This window comes from Phaeobacter sp. JH20_29, from assembly GCF_048056175.1.
Lineage (GTDB): Bacteria > Pseudomonadota > Alphaproteobacteria > Rhodobacterales > Rhodobacteraceae > Phaeobacter > Phaeobacter bryozoorum.
The window spans coordinates 24,557-49,456 of the sequence record NZ_JAYMWO010000005.1; the positions used below are offsets into that span (position 1 = coordinate 24,557).

Below are 24,900 nucleotides of genomic sequence, written 5' to 3' on the forward strand. Positions count from 1 at the left end.
CGTTTCATTGGGCAGCCACCGCTTGTGGGGTCACCGGTACGACCTTGGCATCAATGATATCCAGCGTGGCACTGATCGCGCCCTTGCGGCCATCTTCGTAAGTCACCTCGGTGCGTGTCGAAATCTGTGACGAGCCATCGTAAAGAGCCGCAATGATGTCGGCATATTTGTCTTCGACCACCACGCGGCGGACCTTCCGCGTCCGGGTCATTTCGCCGTCATCTGCGTCCAGTTCCTTGTGCAGCACAACAAAGCGATGCACCTGGCAGCCGGACAGCATCCGGTCCTGAGCCACGGACTCATTGACCTTTTCAACATGCTCTTTGATGGATTGCAGAACTTTCGGATGCCCCGCCAGCTCCTGATAGGACGCATAGGCGATATTGTTCCGTTCTGCCCAGTTGCCGACTGCCGTCAGATCGATATTGATGAAGGCAACACAGCGGTCCCTGCCATTGCCGAACAGCACGACCTCCAGAATATCCGGATAGAACTTCAGCTTGTTCTCGACGTATTTGGGCGCAAACATCGCGCCATCCGCCATTTTTCCGACATCCTTGGCACGGTCGATAATGCGCAGATGGCCGCTGCCCTCTTCAAAGAAACCCGCATCACCAGTGGCCACCCAACCCTCGGCATCCTTGGTCGAGGCCGTGGATTCCGGGTTGTTGTAATATTCAACAAAGGTGCCCGGCGACCGATAGAAAATCTCGCCATTCTCGGCGATCCTGATCTCCACATCCGGGGCCGGAACCCCCACCGTATCTGCGCGCACCTCACCATCAGGCTGCACGGTGATGAACACCGTCGCCTCTGTCTGGCCGTAGAGCTGTTTGAGGTTGATGCCCAGACTGCGGTAGAAATCAAAGATTTCCGGCCCGATTGCCTCGCCCGCAGTGTAGCCGACGCGAATACGGCCATAGCCCAGCGTATCCTTCAACGGACCGTAGACCAGCAGATCGCCCAGCTTGTACTTCAGCCGGTCCATCAGGCCTACCGGACGCCCGTCGAGAATGTCGCCGCCCACCTTTTTTGCATGTGCCAGGAAGTGGTGGAACATCTTGCGCTTCAGCGTGCTCGCGTCTTCCATACGGATCATCACGCTGGTCAGCTGGCCTTCAAAGACACGTGGCGGCGCAAAGAAATAGGTCGGACCGATCTCGCGAAGGTCGGTCATCATCGTTTCGGCGCTTTCGGGACAGTTCACGCAGAAGCCGCACCAATAGGCCTGCCCGATCGAGAAAATGAAATCCCCGACCCATGCCATCGGAAGATAGGACAGGATGTTCTCTCCCGCCGTCAGCCGGTCGAACTCCGCCGAGTTCTTGGCGCTTTCGATCACGTTGCGGTTGGACAGGACGACACCCTTCGGCTTGCCCGTGGTGCCGGAGGTGTAGAGCATGACGCAGGTGCTGTCGTAGGTCAGCTTGGCCTTGCGGGCTTCCAGATCGGGGGCCCATTCGTCGCGTGCCGCGCGGCCCTGATCCTGAACGTGGGAATATTGATGCAGCGCATGGTGATCATATTTCCGCATACCACGCGGATCCAGATAGATGATCTGCTCCAGATTGCTCAGCTCTTCCTGAACCTCGATGACCTTATCGACCTGTTCCTGATCACCCGCAATCACAAACCGCGCACCGCAATGGCCCAGTACATAGGCCATCTCTTCCGCCACCGCGTCCTGATAGAGCGGCACCGGCACCGCGCCCACGGATTGTGCCGCAACCATCGCCCAGTAGAGATACGGACGGTTGCGCCCGATGATGGCGATAAAGTCGCCTTCGTTGACGCCCAGATTGATCAACCCAAGCGCCAGCGCCTCGATCTCCTTCTGGGTCTCGGACCAGGTCCAGCATTGCCAGATGCCGAATTCCTTTTCCCGATAGGCTTGGCGATCGCCAAACTGCGCCGCATTGCGTTCAAGCAGCGCCGGCAGGGACATCATCCCTGCGGCACCCGACTGCGTCTGAGCCACGTTCTTTCTCCTCCCCTTTCCGACCCATGCGGCCGGACTGATCGCTAACCGCGATTCTGATCCCGATTAGGGACGGCCTCATGCTATTGCGTCAACTTTTTCCTGAAGTTTTCCCAAATCTTACGAATTGTAACAGCCGTTCGCCCAGCGAACGCAGATCGTCCCACCGGGGCCCCCTGTCGCAGGCTAAGCTCTTTGCGCAGGCCCGTCGGGATGCTAGCCATGCGGCGGGGAGACAGCATGAACCGATCCGAGAAACACCGCGCCACAATGACCACCGCCGGGCTCAACCTGATTGCCCAGGCGATGTCGATCTATGACAGCGAGCTGCGCCTGGTGGTGTGCAATCAGCGTTTTCAGGAGATGTTCGACCTGCCCGATGCGCTGATCACCCCGGGTGCACGCTTTGACGAGACGATCCGGCATATTGCCACCAGCGGCGAATATGGCCCGGTCGATGATATCGAGGGGTTCGTGCAGCAGCGCGTTGATCAGGCGCTGGATTTCGTGCCCCATTATCTGGAACGCGAACGCGCCAACGGCCAGGTGATCTCTATCGAAGGGGCACCTCTGCCTCAGGGGGGCTGGGTCACGGTCTACACCGACATCACCCGGACCAAGCGAATTGAACAGCTGTTGCGCGCCCGGTCCGAGGAAATGTCCGATCAGCTGATCGCCCATACCGAAGAGCTGTCAGCCACCAACCGCAAACTGGCCGCGACGATCACCGCACTGGAAGAGGCGAAGCGTCAGCTCACGGAGATGGAAGCGCGCACCCGCCTGACCACCGAGATGATGCCCGCCCATATCGCCCATGTCGACGCCGAGGGCTATTATACCTATACCAACCGGCGCCTCAGTTCGGTGTTTCCCAGCCGTCCGTCCGAAATCCTCGGCACGCATATCGCAGAGGCGCTCGGCGCGGCCGCCTATGACAAGATTGCACCGCATCTGATGGCGGCCTACCAGGGCGAAAGCCCGGTGTTCGAGTTCACTGAAAGCCATGACAGCCGCCGGATCCGGGTGGCCTTCACCCCCGATGACACCGGCGGCGTGTTCATCCTGTCGATGGATGTGACCGAGGAAACCCAGACCCGTGTCGCCCTGCAACAGGCCCGCCGCCGCGAAATGGCCGCTCAGATGACCAGCGGGCTGGCGCATGATTTCTCGAACCTCCTGACCATCATCCTCGGGATGCAGGGCAAACTGGCAAAATCCGATCTGACCCCGGAGGCGGCCGATCTGGTTCAGGCCACGCTCTCCGCTGCCCGCCGTGGCGGGCGCCTCCTCAACCGTATTGCCGAGATGACCGGACACCGCAGCCTGCGTCCACGCGCCACCGATCTGCACGGCCTTCTGCAAGAGCTGAAGGTCCTGGCGACGCCTTCGCTGCCCCAGGGCATGGGCCTTAGCATCGTGGATCACACGCCGGATGTGCGGCTGCTGCTGGATCCGGGCAAACTGCAGGATGCCCTTTTGAACCTTATTCTGAACGCACGTGACGCCTGCGGCAGTCAGGGTCAGATCACTGTCAGCGCCCATGTCGTCGGGCAAACCTGGCTTGAACTCAGCGTTACCGACACCGGACCGGGCTTTTCCAAAACCGCGCTGGAGAAGGCATTGAACCCTTTCTTCACCACCAAGGGCGGCGAAGGATCAGGTCTGGGCCTGCCGATGGTCTACGATATGGCCAAATCCACCGGTGGGGACATGCGGATCGGCAATACCGTTTCCGGTGCCAGCGTGACCTTGCGCATTCCATACCGCCTGGCCCCTGATGCTGCTGGCGGGCTGGCACTGCTGGTGGAGGACAGCGAGGAGCTGCGCGCCACCTTCCGCGATATGCTGATAGATCTCGGCTATGCGGTGGTTGAGGCCACAAGCGTCGACGAGGCCTGCGCGCTGACCGCAGATATCGATGGCATCTCTCTGGTCCTGTCGGATATCAAGCTGCAGGGCAGCGCCACCGGGATCGACCTGGTCGACCGCTTGCAGGGCTCTCGCCTGCCCTGCATTCTGATGACGTCCCTGCCGACCAGCGATCCTCTGTTCCGCATGGCGCTGAAACGTTGCCCGGTGTTGCAGAAACCCTTTACCACTCATCAGCTTTCAGCGCTGATCAAATCGGAACCCGCCGCATGAGCCGACCCCTGATCACCATTCTTGACGACGAGCCGGAGATCCGCCGCATCCTGACCGACACGCTGGAGGAAGCCGGATTTCGCACCCAGAGCTTTGCCCGCGCCCGCGAATTTGAGGCCTCTCTCAATCGGGTGACTCCCGATGTCTGCCTTGTCGATCTCTCGCTGCCCGATACCGATGGGCTGGCGCTGGTGCATCGCCTCGCACTGGAACAGGGGGCGGCCGTGATCATCATTTCTGGACGCGCACAGGTACAGGACCGTGTTACCGGGCTGGAGCTCGGGGCAGATGATTACATCACCAAACCCTTTGACCCGGCCGAGGTGGTGGCGCGCATCCGCGCCCGGCTGCGCGGGGGCCCCCGCACCGCGGCAACCACGGGAAACAGCGCCTCGTTTTCTGGCTGGACCGCGCATTTCGATCGCTACATCCTTGAAGATGACAGCGGCGCAGAGACCCCGTTTTCACATGCCGAGGGCGAGGTGCTGCGGCTGTTCCTGGAAAGCCCGAAACGGCTGATTTCCCGCGCCCAGATGCAAGAAAGCCTCGGCGGTGGTGCTGGCGAAAGCTTTGATCGGGCCATGGATGTGCGCATCTCGCGATTGCGCACCAAGCTGCGCGAAGACCCGAAGAACCCGCGCCTGATCAAGACGATCTACGGCGCCGGCTATATCTTCCTCGGCGATGTCAGCTGGCTCTGATCACGCCGCCGTCGGCTCGAAATCCAGCCGCCAAAGCTCTGGGAGTACTCTGGCCAAAGCTCGGACTGGACGCAGCGAATCGACGGCGATATGATTCGGGTATGGCTACCTGTCTGCTCTATCGCCAACACCCGGCGCGGGTCCCGCGCTTCTATCGGATCGAACTTGCGATGAACCTCTTCGCTGAAGTCTCCGTTCTCAGGGAATGGGGGGTGGCCGGCGGCAGCGGGCAGAGCGCCATCAATATCTACGGCAACCTGCGCGAAGCCTCAATCGCGGCGGATCAGCACCGCAAACGCATGCTGAAACGGGGCTATGACCGCGCCTGATCGGCGATAAGCCTCCACATACCGCCATCGCCCATCAGCTCAAGATCCCCTTTCACCCACCGTACAGCGCGCCGGTTTACGGCGGCCCAATCCCCCGCGCGCCCATTGCGCAACAGCCGTAAAACAAGGTCTTTTGCGTGGTTCTTCGTTAAGCTTTTGTTCGTTTGTTTCGCACGCGAAACATTTGGTCCGAACCGGACCTAATTTACCTGTCACCGTGCCGCCCGACTGGATTGGATCCGAAATCGACAACTGGCCCTTTCCACCGTTGAAAAGCTTGCTTAAGACTTGCCCGGACGCAAAGGAACACGCCATGACGCATATCACGCTGATCCGCCACGGACAGGCCAACACCAGCGCCCGCGACGAAGCGAGCTATGACCGGTTGAGCGATCTGGGCCATCAGCAGGCACGCTGGCTTGGCGCGCATCTGAGCGAGACGCGCGCGCATTACACCCGCGTCTATTGCGGCACGCTGACCCGCCATCTGCAAACCGCGACTGCCATGGGGCTTGAAAACGTGATGCAGGATCCGCGACTGAACGAAATGGAATACTTCAATCTGGCCGAGGCGATGCAGGCCCAGCACGGGCTGAAGATCCCGACCGAACGGGAAGGGTTCATCGAGCACATGCCCAAGGTTTTCTCCGCCTGGGCTGCGGATGAGATCACCAACCCGCCAGAAAGCTGGCGAGACTTTGAAACCCGCACTCGCTCCGCCTTGGCCGAGATCTCCGCAGGCGACGGGCCGGCCCTGGTGGTTACATCCGGCGGGCTGATCGCGATGGCCATGCGGCAGGCGATGGGGCTGGATACCACCGGAATGGCGCGCATGGCGCTCGCGATCATGAACAGTTCGATGCACCGGCTGCACGCGATCGGCGGTCAGCTGAGTCCGGTGCTGTTCAACGCGGTGCCCCATCTGGAAGCCCCGGACCGGCATTACGCACAGACCCATCTGTAGGCCCGACATCCGACCGGGGACCGCACTATCTGAGGGAGGGACAGGATGATGCAGCTCTATTATGCACCCAGGACGATTTCGGTGGCCGTCGCCATCGCGCTGGAAGAGGCCGGACTGGACTACGAGCCGATCCGTATTGATTTCGCAGCCAAGGAACAGCTTGGCACCGCCTATGCCCAGATCAACCCCAAGGGCCGTGTCCCGGCGCTGGTGGTGGATGGCGGCATCCTGACGGAAACCGGCGCCTTGCTGGAATATGTGGCCGATATGGCCCCCGATGCCGCTCTGCGCCCCCGCGAGGCGGTCCTGCTGGCCCGCATGCGTGAGGTGATGTTCTATCTCGCCTCCACCATGCATGTGAACCACGCCCATAAACTGCGCGGAAGCCGCTGGGCCAGCAAGACTTCCAGCTTCAAGGACATGCAGGCCAAGGTGCCACAGACCATGGCCGCCTCCTGCGACTATATCAGCCAGTTCGGACTGCGTGGCCCTTACGTGCTGGGCGACACCATTAGCCTGGCGGATTGCTATCTCTATGTGATCTGCACCTGGCTGGAGGGCGACGGCGTGACCCTCGCCAACTACCCGAAAATTCAGACCTTCATGGCGGCTATGGAACAGCGTGACTCGGTGCACGCGGTGACCGCCAAGGGCATGCTGTAAAGGACAAGACATGACACATCTATGGGTACGGGCCGAACAGCGCCCGAATGAAGAACGGGTTGGCCTGACGCCCGAAGGTGCCAGAGCGCTCATCGACGCCGGGCTGAAGGTCACGGTCGAGGAAAGCACGGTCCGCGCCATCCCGTTGCAGGGCTACATTGACGCCGGCTGCGAGATCGCGGCAGAGAACAGCTGGCCCGAGGCCCCCCGCGACGCCATCATCTTCGGCCTGAAAGAACTGCCCGAAGATGGCACTCCGCTGCCGCACCGCCACATCATGTTCGGACATGCCTACAAGGGGCAGCACTCCGGCAAAGCGCTTCTTGAACGGTTCCAGGCCGGCGGCGGCACGCTGTACGATCTGGAATATCTGGTCGATGAAAGTGGCCGCCGGGTTGCGGCCTTCGGCTATTGGGCCGGCTATGCCGGTGCGGCCGTCACGCTGAAAACCTGGGCCGCGCAGCAGCGCGGTGAGCTCTGCGGCCCGGTTGGCGTCTACGAGGGCAAGGATGCGCTGCTTGCCGAGCTGAGCGCAGAGCTGGATGGTCTGAAAACCGACCGCCCCTCGGCCATCGTCATTGGCGCCCTGGGCCGGGTCGGCACCGGGGCCGCCGATCTCTGCGAGGCGATGGGTGTCGCGGTCACCAAATGGGATATGGCAGAAACCGCCAGCGGCGGCCCTTTCCCCGAAATTCTGGCCCATGATCTCTTTCTCAACTGCATCTTCGCACGCCCCGGCACGCCTGTCTTCGTCCCGCAAGAGGCGCTGACGGCTGATCGTCGGCTGACCGCCATCGGCGATGTCGCCTGCGATCCCGATAGCGACTACAACCCGGTTCCGGTCTATGACCGCGCCACCACATGGGAGGCCCCTGCCCTGCGGGTCGCCCAGGATCCCGTACTGGACGTCATGGCGATTGATAACCTGCCTTCGATGCTGCCGGTCGAAAGCTCCGAAGACTATGCAGCCCAGCTGCTGCCCTCCCTGCTGACCCTTACCGATCTTGCCAGTGGCGTCTGGGGCCGGGCGGAAACCACCTTCAAGGACCATCTTCCGGGCTGACCATCGCCGGAACCAAACAACGGAGACTGACAATGACAATCCATTGGTGCGGCACCGGCCTGTCCGCAATCCCTGGCCTGCGCCGCCTGCTTGAGGCGGGCCATGACGTCGCGGTCTGGAACCGCACTCCCGATAAGGCGCGCGATGCAATAGGCGATCTGACAACCAATATCCATGCCTTCAGCCTTGCCAATCTGGGCCAGATGCTCAGCCCCAGGGATGTGATCGTCTCGATGCTGCCCGGTGACTGGCATGTGCCGCTGGCTGAGCTGGCAATTGAGCATGGCGCCCATTTCGTGTCGTCCTCTTACATCGCCCCGGAGATGCGCGCGCTGGACCAGCGGGCAAAGGACGCCGGTGTCTGCCTGATCAACGAGGTTGGCCTCGACCCTGGCATCGACCACCTGATGGCCCATGCGCTGGTTGCCGACTATAAGGCCTCCAAGGCCTTCGATGCGGACAATGAGATCAGCTTTATCTCCTACTGCGGCGGCATCCCCAAGACACCGAACCCGTTCCGCTACAAATTCAGCTGGTCGCCGCTCGGCGTGCTGAAGGCGCTGCGCTCCCCGTCGAAGTCGATCCGCGATTTCAAGGCGCTGGACGTCGCCCGCCCCTGGGATGCGATCTCCTCCTACGAGGCACCGCTGCCCGCATCCGAAAGCTTCGAAGTCTATCCGAACCGCGACTCGCTCCCTTTCATGGCGCAGTATGAATTCGGCGCGGACTGGAAAGTAAAAGAATTCGTTCGCGGCACCCTGCGCCTCAACGGCTGGGCCGATGCCTGGGCGGATGTCTTCAAGGAGGTCGAGACACTATCGGGCGCCGAAGGCGATGCCCGGCTCAAGGAAATGTCGGATCAATTCTGGGCAGAGAATGCCTATGACGACGGTGAGCCAGACCGCGTGGTGCTTTGCGTCGGGCTGAAAGCCGAAAAAGACGGTGCCGAAGTCTGGCACAAGACCTATGTGATGGATGCCTGGGGTGACGAACGCGGCACGGCGATGGCGCGGCTGGTCTCCTACCCGGTGTCCTTCGCCATCGAGGCTGCCATCAACGGCAAAATCGCTCCCGGCGTCAGCGCCGCGCCCAGCGACGCCGATCTGGTGGATCAGTGGATGGGTAAGATCGGTGCGCTGGCCCAGCATCTCGAGGTGGTCGACAGCACGTCTTGAACCCACGCCCCGGCTACCGACTGCGCGGAAGATAGCCATCTTCTGGCCCCAAATATCCCGGGGTCCGGGGCAGGGCCCCGGCGCGACAGGCCATGCGGGCGCCACACCTCGGCGCCCCCTGCCATACCGATCTGCCATCGCAACCCGTCAGCGGAACGCTCAGCGCCCGATGACATCCTCTTCGACGCTCTGAACATCAATCCCCAGCGCGTCCAAGCCGGATTCCAGATTATCCGCCAGATGTGGTGTCCCGATCAGGTAATCCGCAGTCGGCGTGGTCGCCTCCTGCTGAGCGGTTGCGATGGCCTCCTCCAGATCGTCGGCGTCGAAACTGCCTCGGCCAATCCACATGATCGCAACCAGCTCGGCCTGCTCATCCTCGCCCATGCGGTCGATAAACGCCCTGAGTTCCCCCTCGGCGCGCGATAGCTCGCGCGCCATCATGGCCACTTGCGCCACCTTTCGGGCACTGATCTCCAGCATGGGCTCGTCCTCCATTGTCCGCGCTGTTCATGAGGATCAGACCCCATTGCCGCGTGGCTGTCCTTGATCTGGGGCAAGAACCGCAGAAGCCGCCAGACCGCGCCCCCGGGGAGGCCGGCGCGCGACGGATCAGCTGTCTTTGGCGTAGATCTCGATCAGCCTGCTGCGCCCGCGCAACGTCACCGGCGCCAGGGCAACCCAACGCTGGCGCGCGGGGGCGATACCTGCGATCTCAAACGTAACAGCTGAGGCAATGATGGTCAGCGGAACGGTCTTGCTGTGCTGCTCGAGGCGGGAGGCGGTGTTGACCGCATCTCCAAAGACCGAATATTCCAGCCTCGCCGCATTGCCGACAACACCAGAAAACACCTCACCTGCGTGAACGCCGATGCCAATGTCCACCGGCGGCTCGCCCGCAGCGACGCGCCGGTCCGACCAGCGGTGAATGGCCTCGCTCAGCGTCGCCGCACAGGCCAGAGCCCGGGCGGCGCCATTTGCGCCGCCGCGCGCCACAGGCGCATCATCAAACAGCAGCATTGCCGCATCGCCCATATATTTGTCGATCATTCCGCCATGCCGGGTGGCGCTGAATTCCACCTCATTGCGGAATGCGGTGATGAAATCTCCGACCTCCTGCGGATCACGTGATTCCGACCAGCGGGTAAAGCCGCGGATATCGACAAACATCACGGCCATCGGCTGGCGCTGGCCCTGTTGCAGCGCCGAAAGCCCGCCATCCGCGAGCTGATCGGCCACCTGCGCCGGCAGATAGCGGGTCAGGTTGGCACGCGCCTCGGCCGCCGTCAGCTCCCGGTAAAACAATCGCCGCATCCGCGCAGCCGCCACAACCATGACCAATCCGGCCAGCAGGATCATTGTCAGCTTCATCACGTTTGCCGGGCTGTCCAGCACGCTGTACAGACTGCCCATCTGCCCCACATCCAGCCGGGTCACCGGCCAGAAGATCAGGATCCCCAGCCCACCGGTCAGCAGAACCGTCGTATACAGCTGCAGGCGCGGGTCCATCCGCATGACACCGTAGGCCAGCACCAGCGGAACCAGCCAGGCCGGCGGCAGCAGCAGCGCCACGCCTCCGGGGTAGTTGCTGTTCTCAAGGCTGAACCAGACATTGAAGAGCAGAAAGGCACAGTCCGCCGTCACGCTGATCCAGGACATCCAGGGCCGGAACCACCCGAATGTCGTCGCAGCAAAGGTAACGATACCGAGGGTCAGATAGGCAAACATCGTCAATAGCGCAAACAGCAGCTGACGATGCAGGAAGGGCGCCAGAGAGCTGAAGTCCACCCCCGACATCGTCACCACGAATACGGCAAACAGGCCCAGCGTCACCGCGATCCGCAGAACCGACACCAGCCGCTCTGCCGCGATTGAGGCCGTGTTCAGCAGAGGAGCGATGGTGGTCTGTTGCATCAGCTATCGGAACGCCCCAGCGGAACGACATTTACCGGATCGGGGGGCTGACCGATGCCAGCTGATGTCGGGGCAATTTCTTCAAAGTCGAAGTTGTCCAGCCGCTGCGCCCGGCGTCCGGCCTTGTCAGCGCTGATCTTGATCTCCGCGATGTCCTTTGCCGCCATGCCGAAATGGCGGTCCAGATTACCCACCCGGTCGCCCAGACGTTCGACATCCTTATGCAGAAGTCCCAGCTCGCTGCGGATCGCGCCGGCCTGTTCGCGCATCCGCGCATCCTTGAGAATGGCGCGCATCGTGTTCAGCGTGGCCATGCAGGTGGTTGGCGAAACGATCCAGACCTTGGCGGAGAAGCCCTCACGCACAATGTCGGAAAAATTGGCATGGAGTTCGGCATAAACAGCCTCGGAGGGCAGGAACATCAGCGCGCCATCCGCCGTTTCGCCCTCCAGTATGTATTTCTCTGAAATCGCCCGGATGTGGCCCCGCAATGCCGCCTTCAGCTGGCGCGCGGCGCTGGCGCGCTGCTCCGGTGTCTCGGCGTTGCGCAGCGCCTCATAGGGTTCCAGCGGAAATTTGCTGTCGATCACGATCGGACCGGGGGGATTGGGCAGATGGATCAGGCAATCGGCGCGCTTGCCGTTGCTCAGCGTGTGCTGAAAGGCATAGCTGTCAGAGGGCAGCGCCTTGGAGACGATATCATTCAGCTGGATTTCACCAAAAGCGCCGCGCGTCTGCTTGTTTGCCAGGATGTCCTGAAGCCCCAGGACATCACCCGACAGCTTCGTGATATTGTCCTGCGCCTTGTCAATCACCGCCAGCCGCTCCTGCAATTGAGTGAGCGAGGTGACGGTGCGTTTGGTCGACCCGTGCAGGCTCTCTTGCAAGCGCTCCTGCATCTCGGCCAGCGCGCGGGCCTGCCGCAGCGCGTTGTCGGAGAGACGGTCGTTGACCTGCTGCTGCACAGCGCCGAGCCGGGTCTCAACGGTCTGGATCATCTGCATCTGCGCATTGGCCTGCGCGTCGGAGACATGCTGTAGCCCGCCGCGCAACTGCTGAACGCTTTGTCCCAGATGAGCCATCTGCTGTGCGATCGGGGCCATGCTCGCGGCAGCGCGTGCATGGCTGCGCAGCAGCATGACGAGACCCACCATCATCAGACCACCAATCCCCAGAAGCACCAGCATCTGCGGCTCCGCGCGCTCAAGAAAGAGCAGGACCGACTCCATCAGCTCCGCCCGAACAGACGTTCGATATCGGCCAGTTTCAGCTCGACATAGGTGGGACGCCCGTGGTTGCACTGCCCGGAATGCGGCGTTGCTTCCATTTCGCGCAGCAGGGCGTTCATTTCCTCGCCGCGCATCCAGCGGCCCGAGCGGATGGACCCATGGCAGGCAACCCGGCTTAGGATGGCTTCGATCTTGGCCTGAACCAGCTGGCTTTCGCCCTGATCATCCAGCTCATCAAGGATATCGCGCACCATCGCCGCGGCATTGACAGTGCCGAGTATGGCCGGGGTTTCACGCACAGCGATGGCGCCGCCACCGAAGGCTTCGATGCCCAGACCAAAGCGGCCCAGATCATCGGCCACCGCCAGGATACGGGCACAATCCCCCTCGCTGAGCTCGACGATCTCGGGGATCAGCAGGGCCTGCGCAGCGACGCCGGTCTCGGCCATCTGGCGTTTCAGCTTCTCGTAGACCAACCGTTCATGGGCGGCGTGCTGATCGACGATCACCATACCGTCGGCAGTCTGGGCAATGATGTAGTTCTCATGCACCTGCCCGCGTGCGGCACCAAGCGGCAGATGCTCGGCCCCGGGCGCGGAGGTTTCGGGTCTGTCCGAGGGCTGACCCGGGGCCATCGCACCTTTGGGCGCCTCTGTCACACGGCCGCTATAGGCGCTGGCCAGCTCAGCAAAGCCGGGCGACACCGATTGCGCCGGATGAGCGGGAGCAGGCGCGAAGCTCTCTGGTTGTTGGGCTGCATAAGAAAGGCTGCGCGCGCCCATTGACGGCCGATCCATCTGGTAGATCCGCGGGCCGCCAGCGCCGGCCGGATCTGACGAGGTGGCTTCTGGGCGCATCGCCCCCAGGGTCGCGCCGGCAACCGTGGACGAGGCCCGATGACCGGCCTCCGCCAGCGCATGGCGCAGCGCTGAGACGATCAGACCCCGCGCCACACCGGGATCGCGAAACCGGACCTCGGACTTCGCGGGGTGGACGTTCACATCAACCAGCGCCGGATCGCAGTCCAGAAACAGCGCCGCTGCCGGGTGGCGGTCGCGGCTGAGAAAATCGAAATAAGCCGCCCTGAGGGCACCGGTCAGCATCTTGTCCTTAACCGGTCGGGTGTTCACAAAAAGGAACTGCGCCACCGCGGCGCCCCGCGAATAGGTCGGCAAGGCCGCATAGCCAAAAAGCCGGACCCCCTCTCGGGTGGCATCAATCTTGAGCGCGTTTTCCGCAAATTCGCGCCCCAGAACCGTCGTGAGCCGCCCGTGCAGCGCATCGAAAAGATCACCCGACAGCGGGTCCGCGCGAAAGGTCACCCGCCCCTCACCGCCGCCGGAGACATCACGCAAGGTAAAGCCAACCGATGGTTCCGCCATCGCCAGCCGCTTGATGACGTCGCCAATGGCCTGCGTCTCGGCGCGGTCGCTGCGCATGAACTTCAGCCGGGCGGGCGTGGCGTAGAACAGATCCCGCAGCTCAACCACGGTGCCTGCGCGCAGGGCGGCAGGTTTCACCGGCTCCATCTGGCCACCGGCGACGCGAATCCTCGCGGCCTCGTGTCCCTTGGCGCGGCTGGTAATGCTCAACCGTCCGACAGCGCCGAGTGATGGCAGCGCCTCACCGCGAAAGCCGAAGGTATGGATGTTCAGCAGGTCAGAGCCGTCGATCTTGGAGGTGGCATGTCTCGACAGCGCCAGCGGTAGATCTGCCGGTGCCATGCCGCAGCCATCATCGGTCACCCGGATCAGCGTCTTGCCACCATCCGCGATGTCGATGGTGATCCGAGAGGCCCCCGCATCAATGGCGTTTTCCACCAGTTCCTTGACCGCCGAAGCAGGGCGTTCGACCACTTCTCCCGCAGCGATGCGGTTGATGGCACTGTCATCAAGCTGCCGGATGATCGGTTGTGAACTGTCGCTGATTTGGGGGTCTGCATATGCCATGCCGCAATATTTAGCATGCCGCCGCGCGATTCTTCCAGCCGCAATCCGTCCTGTCGGGCGCAGTCAGCAGCCTGTTGATCAGACCCCTGCTGGCGCCCCGGCCCGGTGACGGCACGGGCCGAACCGTGCCGCAATCGCCAGCAACAGACCCGAAACCGTTGCGATCATCCCGGCGGCGCTTACGGCGTCCGCAGCGCCAAGCCAGAGCGGGCCATAGCCCGCCAGGACATAGCCGACAACCGCTGAAACCACAGCAAACCCGACGCTCCAGCCCAACTGACCCTCCAGTTGGTTCGACATCATCCGCGCAGCGGCCGGCGGGCAGATGAACATCGCGATCACGATGATCGACCCCACTGCATCAAAGGCCGCAACGGCGGCGATTGCAGCAGTGATCACCAACCCCAGCCCCAACAGATCGGTGCGGATACCCAGCGTGCGGGCAAACCCCTCATCAAAGGTCGCAATCTTAAGAGGGCGCCAGAACAGCGCGATAAAGACGGTGACCCCGATCAAGGTCAGCCCCATGCGCAGCAGCTCGGTCGGCAAATAGCTGAGCGCCACCGGATCCAGCAGCGATTCCCAGCCGGTGGCATCAAGCCAGATCAGGCTTTCGAGATTGCCGTAGAGCGCGTGTTCCACATCCAGATGAACCGCCGATGTATCGGTCTGCTCCAGCAGCAAAACCCCGCCTGCGAACATGGTGGTGAAGACCACGCCCATGGCGGCCCCCGGCTCGATCCGGCCAAGGCGGCGGATCAGTTCGATCACAACCACGGCAACGATGGCGGCTCCAGCGGCCCCCAGCATCATCGGACCCGCTGCGATCACCCCGGTCAGGAGGAAAGCAACAACGATACCCGGTAGAACAACATGGCTGATGGCATCGCCAATCAGCGCCTGCCGACGCAGCAGCAGGAAATTCCCCGGCAGCGCACAGGCGACGGCGGCAAAGACACCGATCAGCAGAGGTGTCAGGGACAACGGGACAAATTCAGCGCCGCTCATGGCAGAACCTCACGGGGGCCGCCCATGCGGCGGTCAATGTCGGAAATCTGGTCGGCAGTCAGAACCGTCTCTATCTCGCGCAGCCCATCATATAGCGCCGCTGCCGCCTCATGTGTCTGGTCGCTGCGCACCAGCGCCCAGCGATGTTCGTCTCGCAGCGCCTTGGCGGCGCGGGCGCGGCCCTGTTCCGTGGGCACCCCATCGGCGCGTAAGAGGCCACGCTGGCGCAGCAATCGCAGGGTCAGCGGCTCATAGATCACCTGATCCTGCGCCAATGCCAGCAGCCCCTGGCGCAGATGAACCCGGCGCTGAAACCGCCGATGGCGCAGCACAGCCGCCAGCACCCCGCGATTGGGAGCCAGCAGAAGCGACAGGGCAAAGAGGCCAAAGCTCATCAGGACGATGATAGGTCCGGTGGGCAGGTTCGGCGCCGATGCTGATACTGCCGCACCAAGATAGGCTGACAGCCCGCCGGCACCGCCAGCCAGCAGCACCACCAGATCGGACCGCTCGGTCCAGAACCGGGCGGTGACGGCCGGGATGATCAGCAGCGCCACGATCAGGATCAGGCCGACGATTTTCAGCCCGACAACGGTGACAGCCATCACCAGCCCCATCATCATCATGTCGATACGGGAGACGGAGACACCCTGTGACGCGGCGTACTCAGGGTCAAAGGCCACCAGGGTCATCGGGCGCCGCAGCAGCAGAATCAACAGCAGCGTGGCCGCGCCACCTCCCGCAATCACCAGCGCATCGTTCCACAACATGCCTGCCGTAGAGCCAAGCAGGAACCCCTCCAGCCCGGCCTGACGGCCCACCCCCAGCGTCTGGATCACCGTCAGGATCACGATGCCGAACCCGAAGAACACGGAGAGCACGGCGCCAATCGCGGCGTCCTCGGCCAGACGGGTACGGCGGGTCAGCCAGTTGAGGCACCACAGCCCGGCCATCGCCGAGAGTGCCGACCCAAGGAGCAGACCGGCCAGATTGCGACCATCGCCGCCAAGCGCGACCATTACCAGAAAGGCAAGCCCGACACCGGGCAAGGTGGCATGGCTGATGGCATCGCTGACCAGCGCCCGTTTGCGCAGGAAAAGGAAGGTTCCGGTGATGCCGGCGGCGATGCCAAGCAATGTGGCGCCAATTGCGACCAGCGTCGCATTATAGCCCATTTGCAGCAGCAGGGCGTCCCAAAGCATCAGAATGGCCCGCCGCTCTGTGGGAGAATAGATCCGGGTGCCACGGCCAGCTGGTCAACCTGCGCAGTGGCCAACCGTCCGCCATAGGCGCTTTGCAGGGTTTCGGCGGTAAAGGCCTGTGCAACCGGACCCTCTGCGACTTTGCGTGTGTTGATCAAGAATACATTGTCGAAATACTCGCCGACGGTGGCAAGATCGTGATGCACCACAACCACTGTCCTGCCATCTGCGCGCAGCTGTTTCAGCACCGCGATAATGGCCTTCTCGGTCGCGGCATCGACACCGGCAAAGGGTTCGTCCAGCAGATAAAGATCTGCTCCCTGAGCCAGCGCCCGCGCCAGAAAGACCCGTTGCTGCTGACCCCCGGACAGCTGGCCAATCTGGCGGGTGGCGAAATCGCCCATCCCGACACGGTCCAGACAGGCCTGCGCCTCGGTGCGATGGCGTCCGGTGATGCGGCCCAGCAGGCCCAACTCGCGGTAGAGCCCCATCATTACAACGTCAATCACCCGTGTCGGGAAATCCCAGTCGACGCTGGCCCGTTGCGGGACATAGGCAATGCGGGCCCGTTGGCTGTCCAGCGGCTTGCCAAAGACCTGCACCCGCCCTGAAACTGGTGGCACGATGCCAAGCGCGGCCTTCAGCAAGGTCGATTTACCAGCTCCATTCGGGCCGATGATGGCCGTCATCCGTCCCGGCTCCACTGTCATATCGACAGAGAAAACGGCTGGCTTCTCGCCGTAGGTTACGGTCAGCCCCCTGATGGCCAGCGGCGACCTGTCAAGGCTGTGGGTGATTCCCTCAGCGGCAGCGGGCGCGCCATTGTCGCGAGCCAGTTCCACGCTCATCTCATCGGTTCCCTTCAAAATCCGGCACCGGACAGGCGGCCGGACATGCCCTTAGGTGGCACCTTGGCGCCAAGAGCAGCCGCGATAGTGGTCATATTATGATCCAGCATCCCGACATAGGTGCCCTCATAGCTGCCATCGGCGCCCATCGCGTCGGAGAACAGCTCTCCGCCGATGCGAACCTCATGACCTTGCGCCGCTGCCCCTTCGATCAGGGCACGCATCGAACGATCCGAAACCGAGCTTTCGACAAAGACGCCAGAGATCTGACGCGCCACCAGCATATCGACCAGCGCGCCAATGCGATTGAGGCCGGCTTCGGATTGGGTGGAGATGCCTTGAATGCCCAGCACCTCAAACCCGAAGTCACGGCCAAAATACCCAAAGGCATCATGTGCCGTGACCAGCACCCGATTTTCGACCGGCACCTGGGCCAGGATGTCGTTGCCGTAGGCGATGAGCTGATCCAGCTCTGCCAGATGCGCCGCTGCATTGGCGGCAAAAAGATCGGCCTGATCCGGACGCGCATCACTCAGCGCCGCCTGAACCTCTGCGACCATGTCCTTCCACAGGGCCGGGGTCATCCAGACATGGGGGTCATATTTATCTGCATAGGCGTCATGGCCGCGCAGCTTGTCCTTGTCCAGACCGTCGGCGACGGCAACCACCGTGCGTTTGCGCGCCAGATCGTGGAAGAACTCTTCCATCTGTGCCTCAAGATAGAGACCGTGCCACAGCACCAGATCTGCACGGGTCATCGCCACGATATCGGACCGTGTCTGCCGATAGGCGTGCGGGTCTACCCCGGGTCCCATCAGGGCGCGCACCTCGACTGCATCACCGCCAACCTGGCGGGCGGCATCGGCGATCATGCCGGTTGTTGCCACCACTTTCAGCGGGGCATCCGCCCGCGTAGCAGCGCCGTCTGAGCTGCCGAACGTCGCGGCAACGAGCCCGACAAAGGCCATCATAGCAGCCAGCACCAGCTTGTGGGCGATCTTCATTGATGTGCTGAGCTTCGAACGCATGGAGCTGATCCTCTGATTGTCATCTGACATCAATAAGAGCGCTCAGCGATGTCCTGTCAATGAAAATGCGACTTATTCGCAAAAAGAAATGAGAACGGTTCGCAAGAATAGATAATTTTTGTCCAAACAGTCAAAATTTTACCCCAGACAACCCTGCCCTTGCTTGCCAAGCTTGGGTGGTCGTGCGATTTTCGCACCGAACTCGAATGAGGATTCCCGGCATGGAAAGCCAAATTGCAGAGCACACCGCGCAGCTGCCGCAGGTGGGCGAACCGCGTAACCCCGGCATGGAGCTGGATCTGGACTGGGCGCTTGGGGTTGAGGCAAACACCTCCGCCATCGAACGTCGCTGTGCCACGCTGCCAGGTCGGCGCAGCGTCAAGAAAGACTATCAGGCGGCCTGGCTGCTGAAGGCGATCACGCTGATTGACCTGACCACACTCTCCGGTGATGACACCGTGGGGCGTGTGCAACGGCTTTGTGCCAAGGCGCGCCAGCCTGTGCGCAGCGACCTGATGACCGCGCTCGGCATGGAGCCGATCACCACCGGCGCGGTCTGCGTCTACCACGACATGATCGAAACCGCTGTCGACGCGCTGGAGGGCACGGGTATTCCGGTGGCCGCCGTGTCTACGGGTTTCCCCGGCGGCCTGTCGCCGTTTCACCTGCGCCTCGCCGAGATCGAAGAAAGTGTGAAGGCCGGGGCCAAGGAGATTGATATCGTGATCTCCCGTCGTCACGTGCTGTCCGGCAATTGGCAGGCTCTCTATGATGAGATGAAAGCCTTCCGCGAGGCCTGTGGCGACGCACATGTAAAGGCCATCCTCGCCACCGGAGAGCTGGGCACATTGCGTAACGTTGCGCGTGCCTCGCTGATCTGCATGATGGCGGGTGCTGATTTCATCAAGACCTCGACCGGCAAGGAAAGCGTCAACGCCACGCTGCCGGTCAGCCTGGTCATGATCCGCGCCATCCGCGACTATCACGAGCGCACCGGCTACCGCGTTGGCTACAAACCCGCTGGTGGGATCTCAAAGGCCAAGGATGCGCTGGTATATCTGTCGCTAATCAAGGACGAGCTGGGCGACCGCTGGCTGCAGCCGGATCTGTTCCGCTTTGGCGCGTCCAGCCTGCTGGGCGATATCGAACGGCAGCTCGAACACCATGTCACCGGCGCCTATTCCGCCGGCTACCGCCACGCGCTGGCCTAACCTTCAGATGCCACCCCCGGATGCCTGAAGGGCCTCCGGCCCGCTTCCGGATCCGGGCAAGCAGCGACAGACACAAGGCTCGACACATGACTATCAAAGAGATTTTCGACACCATGACCTATGGCCCCGCCCCCGAAAGTGCAGCTGAGGCGCTGGCCTGGCTGGTGGATCAGGGCGCCCGGTTCGGCCATTTCATCGACGGCGACTTCACCGCACCCGGCGACGGGTTCGACAGCAAGAACCCGGCAACCGGCGAGGTTCTGGCCACATTGACCCAGGCCAGCCAGTCGGATGTCGACAGCGCTGTTGCCGCGGCGCGCAAGGCGCAGGGCAAATGGGCGGCCCTCGGCGGCGCCGGCCGCGCACGCTATCTCTATGCCATCGCGCGGCTGATGCAGAAACACGCGCGCCTGTTTGCGGTTCTGGAAACGCTGGATAACGGCAAGCCAATCCGCGAAAGCCGCGACATTGATGTGCCGCTGGCGCAGCGCCATTTCTACTATCACGCAGGCATGGCCCAGCTGATGGAAAGCGAACTTCCCGACCGTGAGGCGCTGGGTGTCTGTGGGCAGATCATCCCTTGGAACTTTCCGCTGCTGATGCTGGCGTGGAAGGTCGCGCCGGCCCTGGCCATGGGCAATACTGTGGTGCTGAAACCTGCGGAATACACCTCGCTTACCGCCCTGCTGTTTGCTGATATCTGCCATCAGGCGGGCCTGCCCAAGGGTGTTGTGAACATCGTGACAGGCGATGGCGCCGTGGGGGAGATGATCGTCGGGGCCGAAGTCGACAAGATCGCCTTTACCGGGTCCACCGCCGTCGGCCGCCGCATTCGCGAAGCCACCGCAGGCAGCGGCAAGGCGCTGACGCTGGAGCTGGGCGGCAAATCTCCCTACATCGTCTTTGACGACGCCGATCTCGACTCCGCCATTGAAGGTCTCGTTGATGCAATCTGGTTCAATCAGGGACAGGTCTGCTGCGCCGGCTCGCGACTTCTGGTTCAGGAAGGCGTCGCCGACCGTTTCCACAGGAAACTACGCGCACGGATGGACAAGCTGCGCATCGGCAATCCGCTGGACAAGAGCATCGACATCGGCGCCATTGTCGACCCGGTGCAGCTGACCACCATCAGCGAGATGGTTGCCGCCAATTCGGCCGGCCGCATGTATCAGGCGCAGATCGATGTGCCGGAGCGCGGGTGTTTCTACCCGCCCACCCTCATCGAAGGTCTGGCGCCCTCTGACACGCTGATGCAGGAGGAGATCTTTGGTCCGGTTCTGGTATCGACCACCTTCCGCACCCCATCCGAGGCTGTAGAACTGGCGAATAACACCCGCTACGGTCTGGCGGCGACGCTCTGGACTGAAAACGTCAATCTCGCGCTGGACATCGCCCCCAAACTGGTTGCCGGCGTGGTCTGGGTCAATGCAACCAATCTCTTTGATGCGGCCGCAGGATTTGGCGGCACCCGTGAAAGCGGCTTTGGCCGTGAAGGCGGCTGGGAAGGGCTTGGCGCCTACACCAAGCCAAAGGGCAAGGTCAAAGCTCTTGACCAGATCAAGGGTTTTGACGGTGAAGGTGCACCGGTTGATGCCGTGGACCGCACCGCAAAACTCTATATCGGTGGCAAGCAGGCGCGCCCGGATGGCGGCTATTCCAAAGCCATCCATGGCAAATCCGGCGCGCTGCTGGGCCACGTTGGCCTCGGCAACCGCAAGGACGTTCGCAACGCCGTGGAAGCCGCAGCCGGGGCCAATGGCTGGGCCAAGACGACGGGCCATCTGCGCGCGCAGATCCTTTACTACATCGGCGAAAACCTATCTGCGCGGGCTGGCGAATTTGCCGATCGGATCGACCGGATGACCGGCAAGTCCCAAGGCGCGCAGGAGGTCGAAACCTCGATCCAGCGCCTGTTCACCGCCGCTGCCTGGGCCGACAAATACGACGGGCAGGCCCATGGTGTGCCAATCCGCGGTGTGGCCCTGGCGATGAAGGAACCTGTTGGGGTGATCGGCGCACTCTGCGCGGATGAGGCCCCCTTGCTGGGCCTGATCTCGGTGCTGGCACCCGCCATTGCCATGGGCAACCGCGTGGTCCTGGCCGCATCCGAGGCCTACCCGCTGGCGGCGACCGACTTCTATCAGGTGCTGGACACATCCGATCTGCCCGGTGGCGTCGTCAATATCTTGACCGGCCGTCACGCCGAACTGGCCGAACCGCTGGCCGCCCATCTCAATGTAGATGCGGTCTGGAGCTTCTCCTCCTCTGACCTCTCCGCCGCGATCGAGGCTGCCTCCGCCGGTAATCTCAAGCGTACATGGGTCAACAATGGCATGGCGCTGGACTGGGCGTCGGACCACAGCCGCCGCTTCCTCGAAGCCGCAACCGAGGTAAAGAACATCTGGATCCCCTACGGCGAATAAGCCGATGGGTGCAGCCCAAAGGGGCTGCACCCGTCATATCCTGCAAAAAGGGCGCTACCAGAAATGGTAGCGCCCTTTTTTCCGTTTGATATCCCGCCAGCCCAGCTCAGTTGGTGGATTGCAGACCTTCAGGTCGACCCACCACGATGAAATGCAGCTGATCCGGCAGCAGGATCTCCGCTGCCACCTTGTTGATCTCGTCCAATGTCACTGCATTCACCTTGTCATTGCGGGTCGCGACGTAATCAATGGGCAGGTCATCCATCTGCATGCCCGCCAGAATGGACGCGATCCGGCTATTGCCATCAAAGCGCAGTGGGTAGGCCCCGGTCAGATAGGTCTTTGCATCCGCCAGTTCCTTCTCCGTTACACCCTCGGCTGCCAGCTTCGCCCATTCGGTCTGGATCACCTCAACCGTCTCGGCGATCTTGCCATTGGCCGAGGCGACGGAGCCCATGTAGACAGCACCAAGATCACGCGGAACCAGGTAGCTGTAAACACCGTAGGTGAGGCCGCGTTTCTCGCGCACCTCCGACATCAGGCGGCTGTCAAAAGATCCCCCACCGAGGATCTGGTTCAGCAGATAGGCCGCAAAATACCGCGGGTCGTCGCGCTTGATGCCGATATGACCAAACAGCGCCACCGATTGGGGCGTGTCGTAGTCAACAACGGTCACACCCCCTTCGATGGTGACATCTGCCGGTCCCGGAATTGGCGCGCCTTCCGCTGGCAGATCCGCCAGCAAAGTATCGAGAAGCGCTCCCAATTCCGCCTCGGTGATATCCCCCACCGCCCCGACGTAGAGCCGGTCGCGGGCAAAGACCGCTTCATGCGCATCAAACATGTCCTGTCGGGTGAGGGCGGTCACGCTCTCGATGGTCCCGTTTCCTTCGGTGCCGTAGGGATGATCGCCAAAAGCCATCTGCGAGAACACCCGCCCGGCAATGTCATTGGGATCTTTCGCATCGGAACGCAGTGCGGCGAGGACCTGCGCACGCACCCGGTCCAGTGCATCCTGATCAAAGCGCGGCTCGTGGATGGTCTGACGCAGCAGATCAATCGCCTGATTGCGGTTCTCGCTCAGGAATTGCGCCGAAATGGACACGGTATCCTTGTCTGCATCATAGGAGAACCCCGCCGCCAGGCTTTCCAGCGCGCGGGCGTAGTCCTGGGCAGGCAAGGGTCCGGCGCCCTCTTCCAACAGGCCGGCCATCAGATAGGTCGCGCCACGCTTTCCCGGTTTGTCGAGCGATGTGCCACCGCGAAACCGCAGTTCCAGCGCGGTAAAGGGGATGCTGTGATCCTCGACCAGCCACGCGGTGATGCCACCGGGAGAGGTGACTTCCTTGATTTTCACCTCTGCCCAGACAGGCAGGGCGAGGAAACAGACGGCCATTGCCGCCGTGATGAGCTTTATCGCCTTCATTGGCTTACCTCTTCATCTCGCATCATCCAGCCGGTCACCGAGACCTCCGGTCGCAGCACTTCGCGGGCAACTGCGATGATTTCATCCGCCGTGATGGATTGCAGGATGCGGGGCCAGGCCTGCACATCCTCAACCGTCAGTCCCGAGGCCAGCGCCCGACCATAGCGGTTTGCGATCCCGTCGACATTGTCGCGGGCATAAACTTCGGCGGCACGCAGTTGCAGTTTGATCCGCTCCAGCTGTGCCTCATCGACGCCCTCTTCGAGGAACCGGGCAAAGGTCGCATCAAGCGCGGCCTCGGCATCCTCAAGGCTGATGTCCGCGCCCGGCACGATCAGAAAGTCGAAGGTGGTGTCGTCCAGCGAGACATCGGAATAGAAAACCCCGGTATAGACTGCCACCTGCTGGTCGAACTGTAGCGCATTGGTCAGATACGACGTGCTGCCGCCGCCCAATAGTTCGGCCAGAAGATATAGCGCCGCTGCGCGTTCCTGCGCACCACTGTCACGTTCAGGCGCCAGATAGGAGCGCTGGACAAAGGGCTGCGCCACACGCGGATCCTTGAAGATAATGCGGCGGGCAGCGGTCTGCGGAGGCTCCTTGCTGCGGAGCCGTTCGGGCAGCTCCGGGTTGGCCGGGATCTTGCCATAGCTCTCCTCGGCAAGGCGACGCACCTCTGCGGGATCGACATCACCGGAGACCACCAGAATCGCATTATTGGGGGCGTAGTATGTCCCGTAAAAGGACAGCGCATCTGCCATGTCCAGCTCTTCCATCTCATGGCGCCAGCCAATGATCGGCTGCCCGTAGCGATGGTTGAGATACTGCGCCGCATTCAACTGCTCACGAAACAACGCGCGCGGCTCGCTGTCGGTGCGCTGATTGCGTTCCTCCAGAATGACTTCGCGTTCGGTTTCGATATCCTGTTCGGTCAGGCGGATATTGACCATGCGGTCGCTTTCCATCTGCATCATCAGCCCCAGGCGATCCGCTGCGACACGCTGGAAATAGGCGGTATAGTCATAGCTGGTGAAAGCATTGTCCCGCCCGCCATTGGCCGCAACCGTGGCTGACAGCTCTCCGGCCTCCATCGTATCGGTGGCCTTGAACAGCAGGTGTTCGAGGAAATGCGCCACGCCGGATTGGCCCACAGGTTCGTCGGCGGAACCGGCGCGGTACCAGACCATATGCTGAACAACGGGCGCGCGATGATCCTCGATCACGACCACCTGCATGCCATTGTCCAGCACAAAGCTTGTGACCATGTCGCTTGCATCGTTCGGCGCATCGGCGCCCTGTGCCTGCGCTGTCTGAACAAAGTTGCCGGACCTCAGAGTCGCCAAATCCATGGCCACGAGGGCTGCAACAAGCGCGCTGGCCCTGATGATCCGGCGGATCACGGGTTTCATAGGGGGGATCATTGGTGATCTCCTTTTTTGCGGTACGCCAGCGGCAATGGGTAGACCGGTAGCGTCAAAATAGACAAATGCAGCCGGTCAGACAGGGCCACCTGCCCGCGATGGGCAATGCTATACGCCACCCTGTCCGTGTGGGGGCGTGCAAAGCAGCAGGTCCGATCCGACGACATATCATTGGCATTGATCCATAAAACGGACCAACATCGCTGGCATCAAACTACGCTCTAGG

20 protein-coding genes are annotated in these 24,900 nt (G+C 62.2%); 9 read left to right on the top strand and 11 right to left on the bottom strand.

Annotated features, from left to right (window positions below; all coding sequences use genetic code 11):
- Positions 1 to 4 precede the first annotated feature (4 nt).
- Positions 5 to 1,948: an AMP-binding protein gene (locus VWZ85_RS02895; RefSeq protein WP_416537832.1), complete on the bottom strand. Its 1,944-nt coding sequence runs from the start codon at positions 1,946 to 1,948 to the stop codon at positions 5 to 7.
- 270 nt (positions 1,949 to 2,218) lie between these two features.
- On the opposite strand from VWZ85_RS02895, the gene VWZ85_RS02900 reads away from it, so the two are divergent.
- The 7 genes from VWZ85_RS02900 to VWZ85_RS02930 all read left to right on the top strand — a co-directional run bounded on the left by VWZ85_RS02900 (position 2,219) and on the right by VWZ85_RS02930 (position 9,015).
- Positions 2,219 to 4,120 carry a PAS-domain containing protein gene (locus VWZ85_RS02900; protein WP_416536731.1) on the top strand — a complete coding sequence of 634 codons (1,902 nt, stop codon included), beginning with the start codon at positions 2,219 to 2,221 and terminating at the stop codon, positions 4,118 to 4,120.
- Positions 4,117 to 4,821 carry a response regulator transcription factor gene (locus VWZ85_RS02905; protein WP_340546871.1) on the top strand — a complete coding sequence of 235 codons (705 nt, stop codon included), beginning with the start codon at positions 4,117 to 4,119 and terminating at the stop codon, positions 4,819 to 4,821. Before VWZ85_RS02900 ends, VWZ85_RS02905 begins: the two co-directional genes overlap by 4 nt.
- 101 nt (positions 4,822 to 4,922) lie before the next feature.
- Positions 4,923 to 5,150, top strand: a complete 228-nt coding sequence (locus tag VWZ85_RS02910; RefSeq protein WP_340546872.1) for a WGR domain-containing protein — start codon at positions 4,923 to 4,925, stop codon at positions 5,148 to 5,150.
- A 313-nt stretch (positions 5,151 to 5,463) separates the two neighbouring features.
- The gene (locus tag VWZ85_RS02915) at positions 5,464 to 6,114 is read left to right on the top strand and encodes a histidine phosphatase family protein (protein ID WP_416542584.1); all 651 of its coding nucleotides are present in this window, start codon (positions 5,464 to 5,466) and stop codon (positions 6,112 to 6,114) included.
- Between the two features lie 48 nt (positions 6,115 to 6,162).
- On the top strand, positions 6,163 to 6,777 hold the full coding sequence (locus VWZ85_RS02920; protein WP_416587278.1) for a glutathione S-transferase family protein: 615 nt from the start codon (positions 6,163 to 6,165) through the stop codon (positions 6,775 to 6,777).
- A gap of 10 nt (positions 6,778 to 6,787) precedes the next feature.
- On the top strand, positions 6,788 to 7,840 hold the full coding sequence (locus VWZ85_RS02925) for a saccharopine dehydrogenase (RefSeq protein WP_416587042.1): 1,053 nt from the start codon (positions 6,788 to 6,790) through the stop codon (positions 7,838 to 7,840).
- 32 nt (positions 7,841 to 7,872) lie between these two features.
- Positions 7,873 to 9,015, top strand: coding sequence for a saccharopine dehydrogenase family protein (locus VWZ85_RS02930; protein WP_416587044.1), 1,143 nt, complete (start codon positions 7,873 to 7,875; stop codon positions 9,013 to 9,015).
- A gap of 159 nt (positions 9,016 to 9,174) precedes the next feature.
- Here the strand turns inward: VWZ85_RS02930 and VWZ85_RS02935 are convergent, their stop codons facing one another.
- The 8 genes from VWZ85_RS02935 to VWZ85_RS02970 form a co-directional block, all read right to left on the bottom strand.
- Complete coding sequence (locus VWZ85_RS02935; RefSeq protein ID WP_340546876.1) at positions 9,175 to 9,498, bottom strand: DUF3775 domain-containing protein; 324 nt, start codon at positions 9,496 to 9,498, stop codon at positions 9,175 to 9,177.
- A gap of 129 nt (positions 9,499 to 9,627) precedes the next feature.
- Positions 9,628 to 10,929, bottom strand: coding sequence for an adenylate/guanylate cyclase domain-containing protein (locus VWZ85_RS02940; protein ID WP_416553374.1), 1,302 nt, complete (start codon positions 10,927 to 10,929; stop codon positions 9,628 to 9,630).
- Positions 10,929 to 12,158 (bottom strand): DNA recombination protein RmuC, encoded by a 1,230-nt coding sequence (locus VWZ85_RS02945; RefSeq protein ID WP_340546878.1) that lies wholly within the window; start codon positions 12,156 to 12,158, stop codon positions 10,929 to 10,931. The genes VWZ85_RS02940 and VWZ85_RS02945 overlap by 1 nt, the downstream gene beginning before the upstream one ends.
- Entirely contained in the window at positions 12,158 to 14,107 is a 1,950-nt protein-coding gene (gene mutL / locus VWZ85_RS02950; protein WP_340546879.1) for a DNA mismatch repair endonuclease MutL, read from the bottom strand. The genes VWZ85_RS02945 and mutL overlap by 1 nt, the downstream gene beginning before the upstream one ends.
- A gap of 78 nt (positions 14,108 to 14,185) precedes the next feature.
- Positions 14,186 to 15,115 (bottom strand): metal ABC transporter permease, encoded by a 930-nt coding sequence (locus tag VWZ85_RS02955; protein ID WP_340546880.1) that lies wholly within the window; start codon positions 15,113 to 15,115, stop codon positions 14,186 to 14,188.
- Positions 15,112 to 16,317, bottom strand: coding sequence for a metal ABC transporter permease (locus VWZ85_RS02960; protein WP_340546881.1), 1,206 nt, complete (start codon positions 16,315 to 16,317; stop codon positions 15,112 to 15,114). The genes VWZ85_RS02955 and VWZ85_RS02960 overlap by 4 nt, the downstream gene beginning before the upstream one ends.
- The gene (locus VWZ85_RS02965; RefSeq protein ID WP_416546625.1) at positions 16,317 to 17,165 is read right to left on the bottom strand and encodes a metal ABC transporter ATP-binding protein; all 849 of its coding nucleotides are present in this window, start codon (positions 17,163 to 17,165) and stop codon (positions 16,317 to 16,319) included. Before VWZ85_RS02965 ends, VWZ85_RS02960 begins: the two co-directional genes overlap by 1 nt.
- Positions 17,166 to 17,179: 14 nt before the next feature.
- Positions 17,180 to 18,133 carry a metal ABC transporter solute-binding protein, Zn/Mn family gene (locus tag VWZ85_RS02970; RefSeq protein WP_416587279.1) on the bottom strand — a complete coding sequence of 318 codons (954 nt, stop codon included), beginning with the start codon at positions 18,131 to 18,133 and terminating at the stop codon, positions 17,180 to 17,182.
- Positions 18,134 to 18,414: 281 nt separating this feature from the next.
- Between VWZ85_RS02970 and deoC the strand changes: the two genes are divergently transcribed.
- Both deoC and VWZ85_RS02980 read left to right on the top strand, forming a co-directional pair.
- Entirely contained in the window at positions 18,415 to 19,404 is a 990-nt protein-coding gene (deoC, locus tag VWZ85_RS02975) for a deoxyribose-phosphate aldolase (protein ID WP_340546884.1), read from the top strand.
- Positions 19,405 to 19,490: 86 nt separating this feature from the next.
- A complete protein-coding gene (locus tag VWZ85_RS02980; protein ID WP_416587047.1) occupies positions 19,491 to 21,827 on the top strand; it encodes an aldehyde dehydrogenase family protein in 2,337 nt (778 codons plus the stop codon).
- Between the two features lie 106 nt (positions 21,828 to 21,933).
- Here the strand turns inward: VWZ85_RS02980 and VWZ85_RS02985 are convergent, their stop codons facing one another.
- Both VWZ85_RS02985 and VWZ85_RS02990 read right to left on the bottom strand, forming a co-directional pair.
- Positions 21,934 to 23,253: a M16 family metallopeptidase gene (locus tag VWZ85_RS02985; RefSeq protein ID WP_416587048.1), complete on the bottom strand. Its 1,320-nt coding sequence runs from the start codon at positions 23,251 to 23,253 to the stop codon at positions 21,934 to 21,936.
- Positions 23,250 to 24,674, bottom strand: coding sequence for a M16 family metallopeptidase (locus VWZ85_RS02990; protein ID WP_416534492.1), 1,425 nt, complete (start codon positions 24,672 to 24,674; stop codon positions 23,250 to 23,252). Before VWZ85_RS02990 ends, VWZ85_RS02985 begins: the two co-directional genes overlap by 4 nt.
- Between the last annotated feature and the right edge of the window lie 226 nt (positions 24,675 to 24,900).

What these genes read in the sequence shown, in the direction of transcription:
- VWZ85_RS02955 (WP_340546880.1), bottom strand. Translation starts at nt 15,115, where the DNA reads ATGAGCGGCGCTGAATTTGTCCCGTTGTCCCTGACACCTCTGCTGATC.
- VWZ85_RS02940 (WP_416553374.1), bottom strand. Translation starts at nt 10,929, where the DNA reads ATGCAACAGACCACCATCGCTCCTCTGCTGAACACGGCCTCAATCGCG.
- VWZ85_RS02985 (WP_416587048.1), bottom strand. Translation starts at nt 23,253, where the DNA reads ATGAAGGCGATAAAGCTCATCACGGCGGCAATGGCCGTCTGTTTCCTC.
- VWZ85_RS02905 (WP_340546871.1), top strand. Translation starts at nt 4,117, where the DNA reads ATGAGCCGACCCCTGATCACCATTCTTGACGACGAGCCGGAGATCCGC.
- VWZ85_RS02930 (WP_416587044.1), top strand. Translation starts at nt 7,873, where the DNA reads ATGACAATCCATTGGTGCGGCACCGGCCTGTCCGCAATCCCTGGCCTG.
- VWZ85_RS02990 (WP_416534492.1), bottom strand. Translation starts at nt 24,674, where the DNA reads ATGATCCCCCCTATGAAACCCGTGATCCGCCGGATCATCAGGGCCAGC.
- VWZ85_RS02915 (WP_416542584.1), top strand. Translation starts at nt 5,464, where the DNA reads ATGACGCATATCACGCTGATCCGCCACGGACAGGCCAACACCAGCGCC.
- mutL (WP_340546879.1), bottom strand. Translation starts at nt 14,107, where the DNA reads ATGGCATATGCAGACCCCCAAATCAGCGACAGTTCACAACCGATCATC.
- VWZ85_RS02960 (WP_340546881.1), bottom strand. Translation starts at nt 16,317, where the DNA reads ATGCTTTGGGACGCCCTGCTGCTGCAAATGGGCTATAATGCGACGCTG.
- VWZ85_RS02965 (WP_416546625.1), bottom strand. Translation starts at nt 17,165, where the DNA reads ATGAGCGTGGAACTGGCTCGCGACAATGGCGCGCCCGCTGCCGCTGAG.
- VWZ85_RS02980 (WP_416587047.1), top strand. Translation starts at nt 19,491, where the DNA reads ATGACTATCAAAGAGATTTTCGACACCATGACCTATGGCCCCGCCCCC.
- VWZ85_RS02895 (WP_416537832.1), bottom strand. Translation starts at nt 1,948, where the DNA reads ATGATGTCCCTGCCGGCGCTGCTTGAACGCAATGCGGCGCAGTTTGGC.
- VWZ85_RS02935 (WP_340546876.1), bottom strand. Translation starts at nt 9,498, where the DNA reads ATGCTGGAGATCAGTGCCCGAAAGGTGGCGCAAGTGGCCATGATGGCG.
- VWZ85_RS02900 (WP_416536731.1), top strand. Translation starts at nt 2,219, where the DNA reads ATGAACCGATCCGAGAAACACCGCGCCACAATGACCACCGCCGGGCTC.
- VWZ85_RS02910 (WP_340546872.1), top strand. Translation starts at nt 4,923, where the DNA reads ATGGCTACCTGTCTGCTCTATCGCCAACACCCGGCGCGGGTCCCGCGC.
- VWZ85_RS02970 (WP_416587279.1), bottom strand. Translation starts at nt 18,133, where the DNA reads ATGGCCTTTGTCGGGCTCGTTGCCGCGACGTTCGGCAGCTCAGACGGC.
- VWZ85_RS02945 (WP_340546878.1), bottom strand. Translation starts at nt 12,158, where the DNA reads ATGGAGTCGGTCCTGCTCTTTCTTGAGCGCGCGGAGCCGCAGATGCTG.
- deoC (WP_340546884.1), top strand. Translation starts at nt 18,415, where the DNA reads ATGGAAAGCCAAATTGCAGAGCACACCGCGCAGCTGCCGCAGGTGGGC.
- VWZ85_RS02920 (WP_416587278.1), top strand. Translation starts at nt 6,163, where the DNA reads ATGCAGCTCTATTATGCACCCAGGACGATTTCGGTGGCCGTCGCCATC.
- VWZ85_RS02925 (WP_416587042.1), top strand. Translation starts at nt 6,788, where the DNA reads ATGACACATCTATGGGTACGGGCCGAACAGCGCCCGAATGAAGAACGG.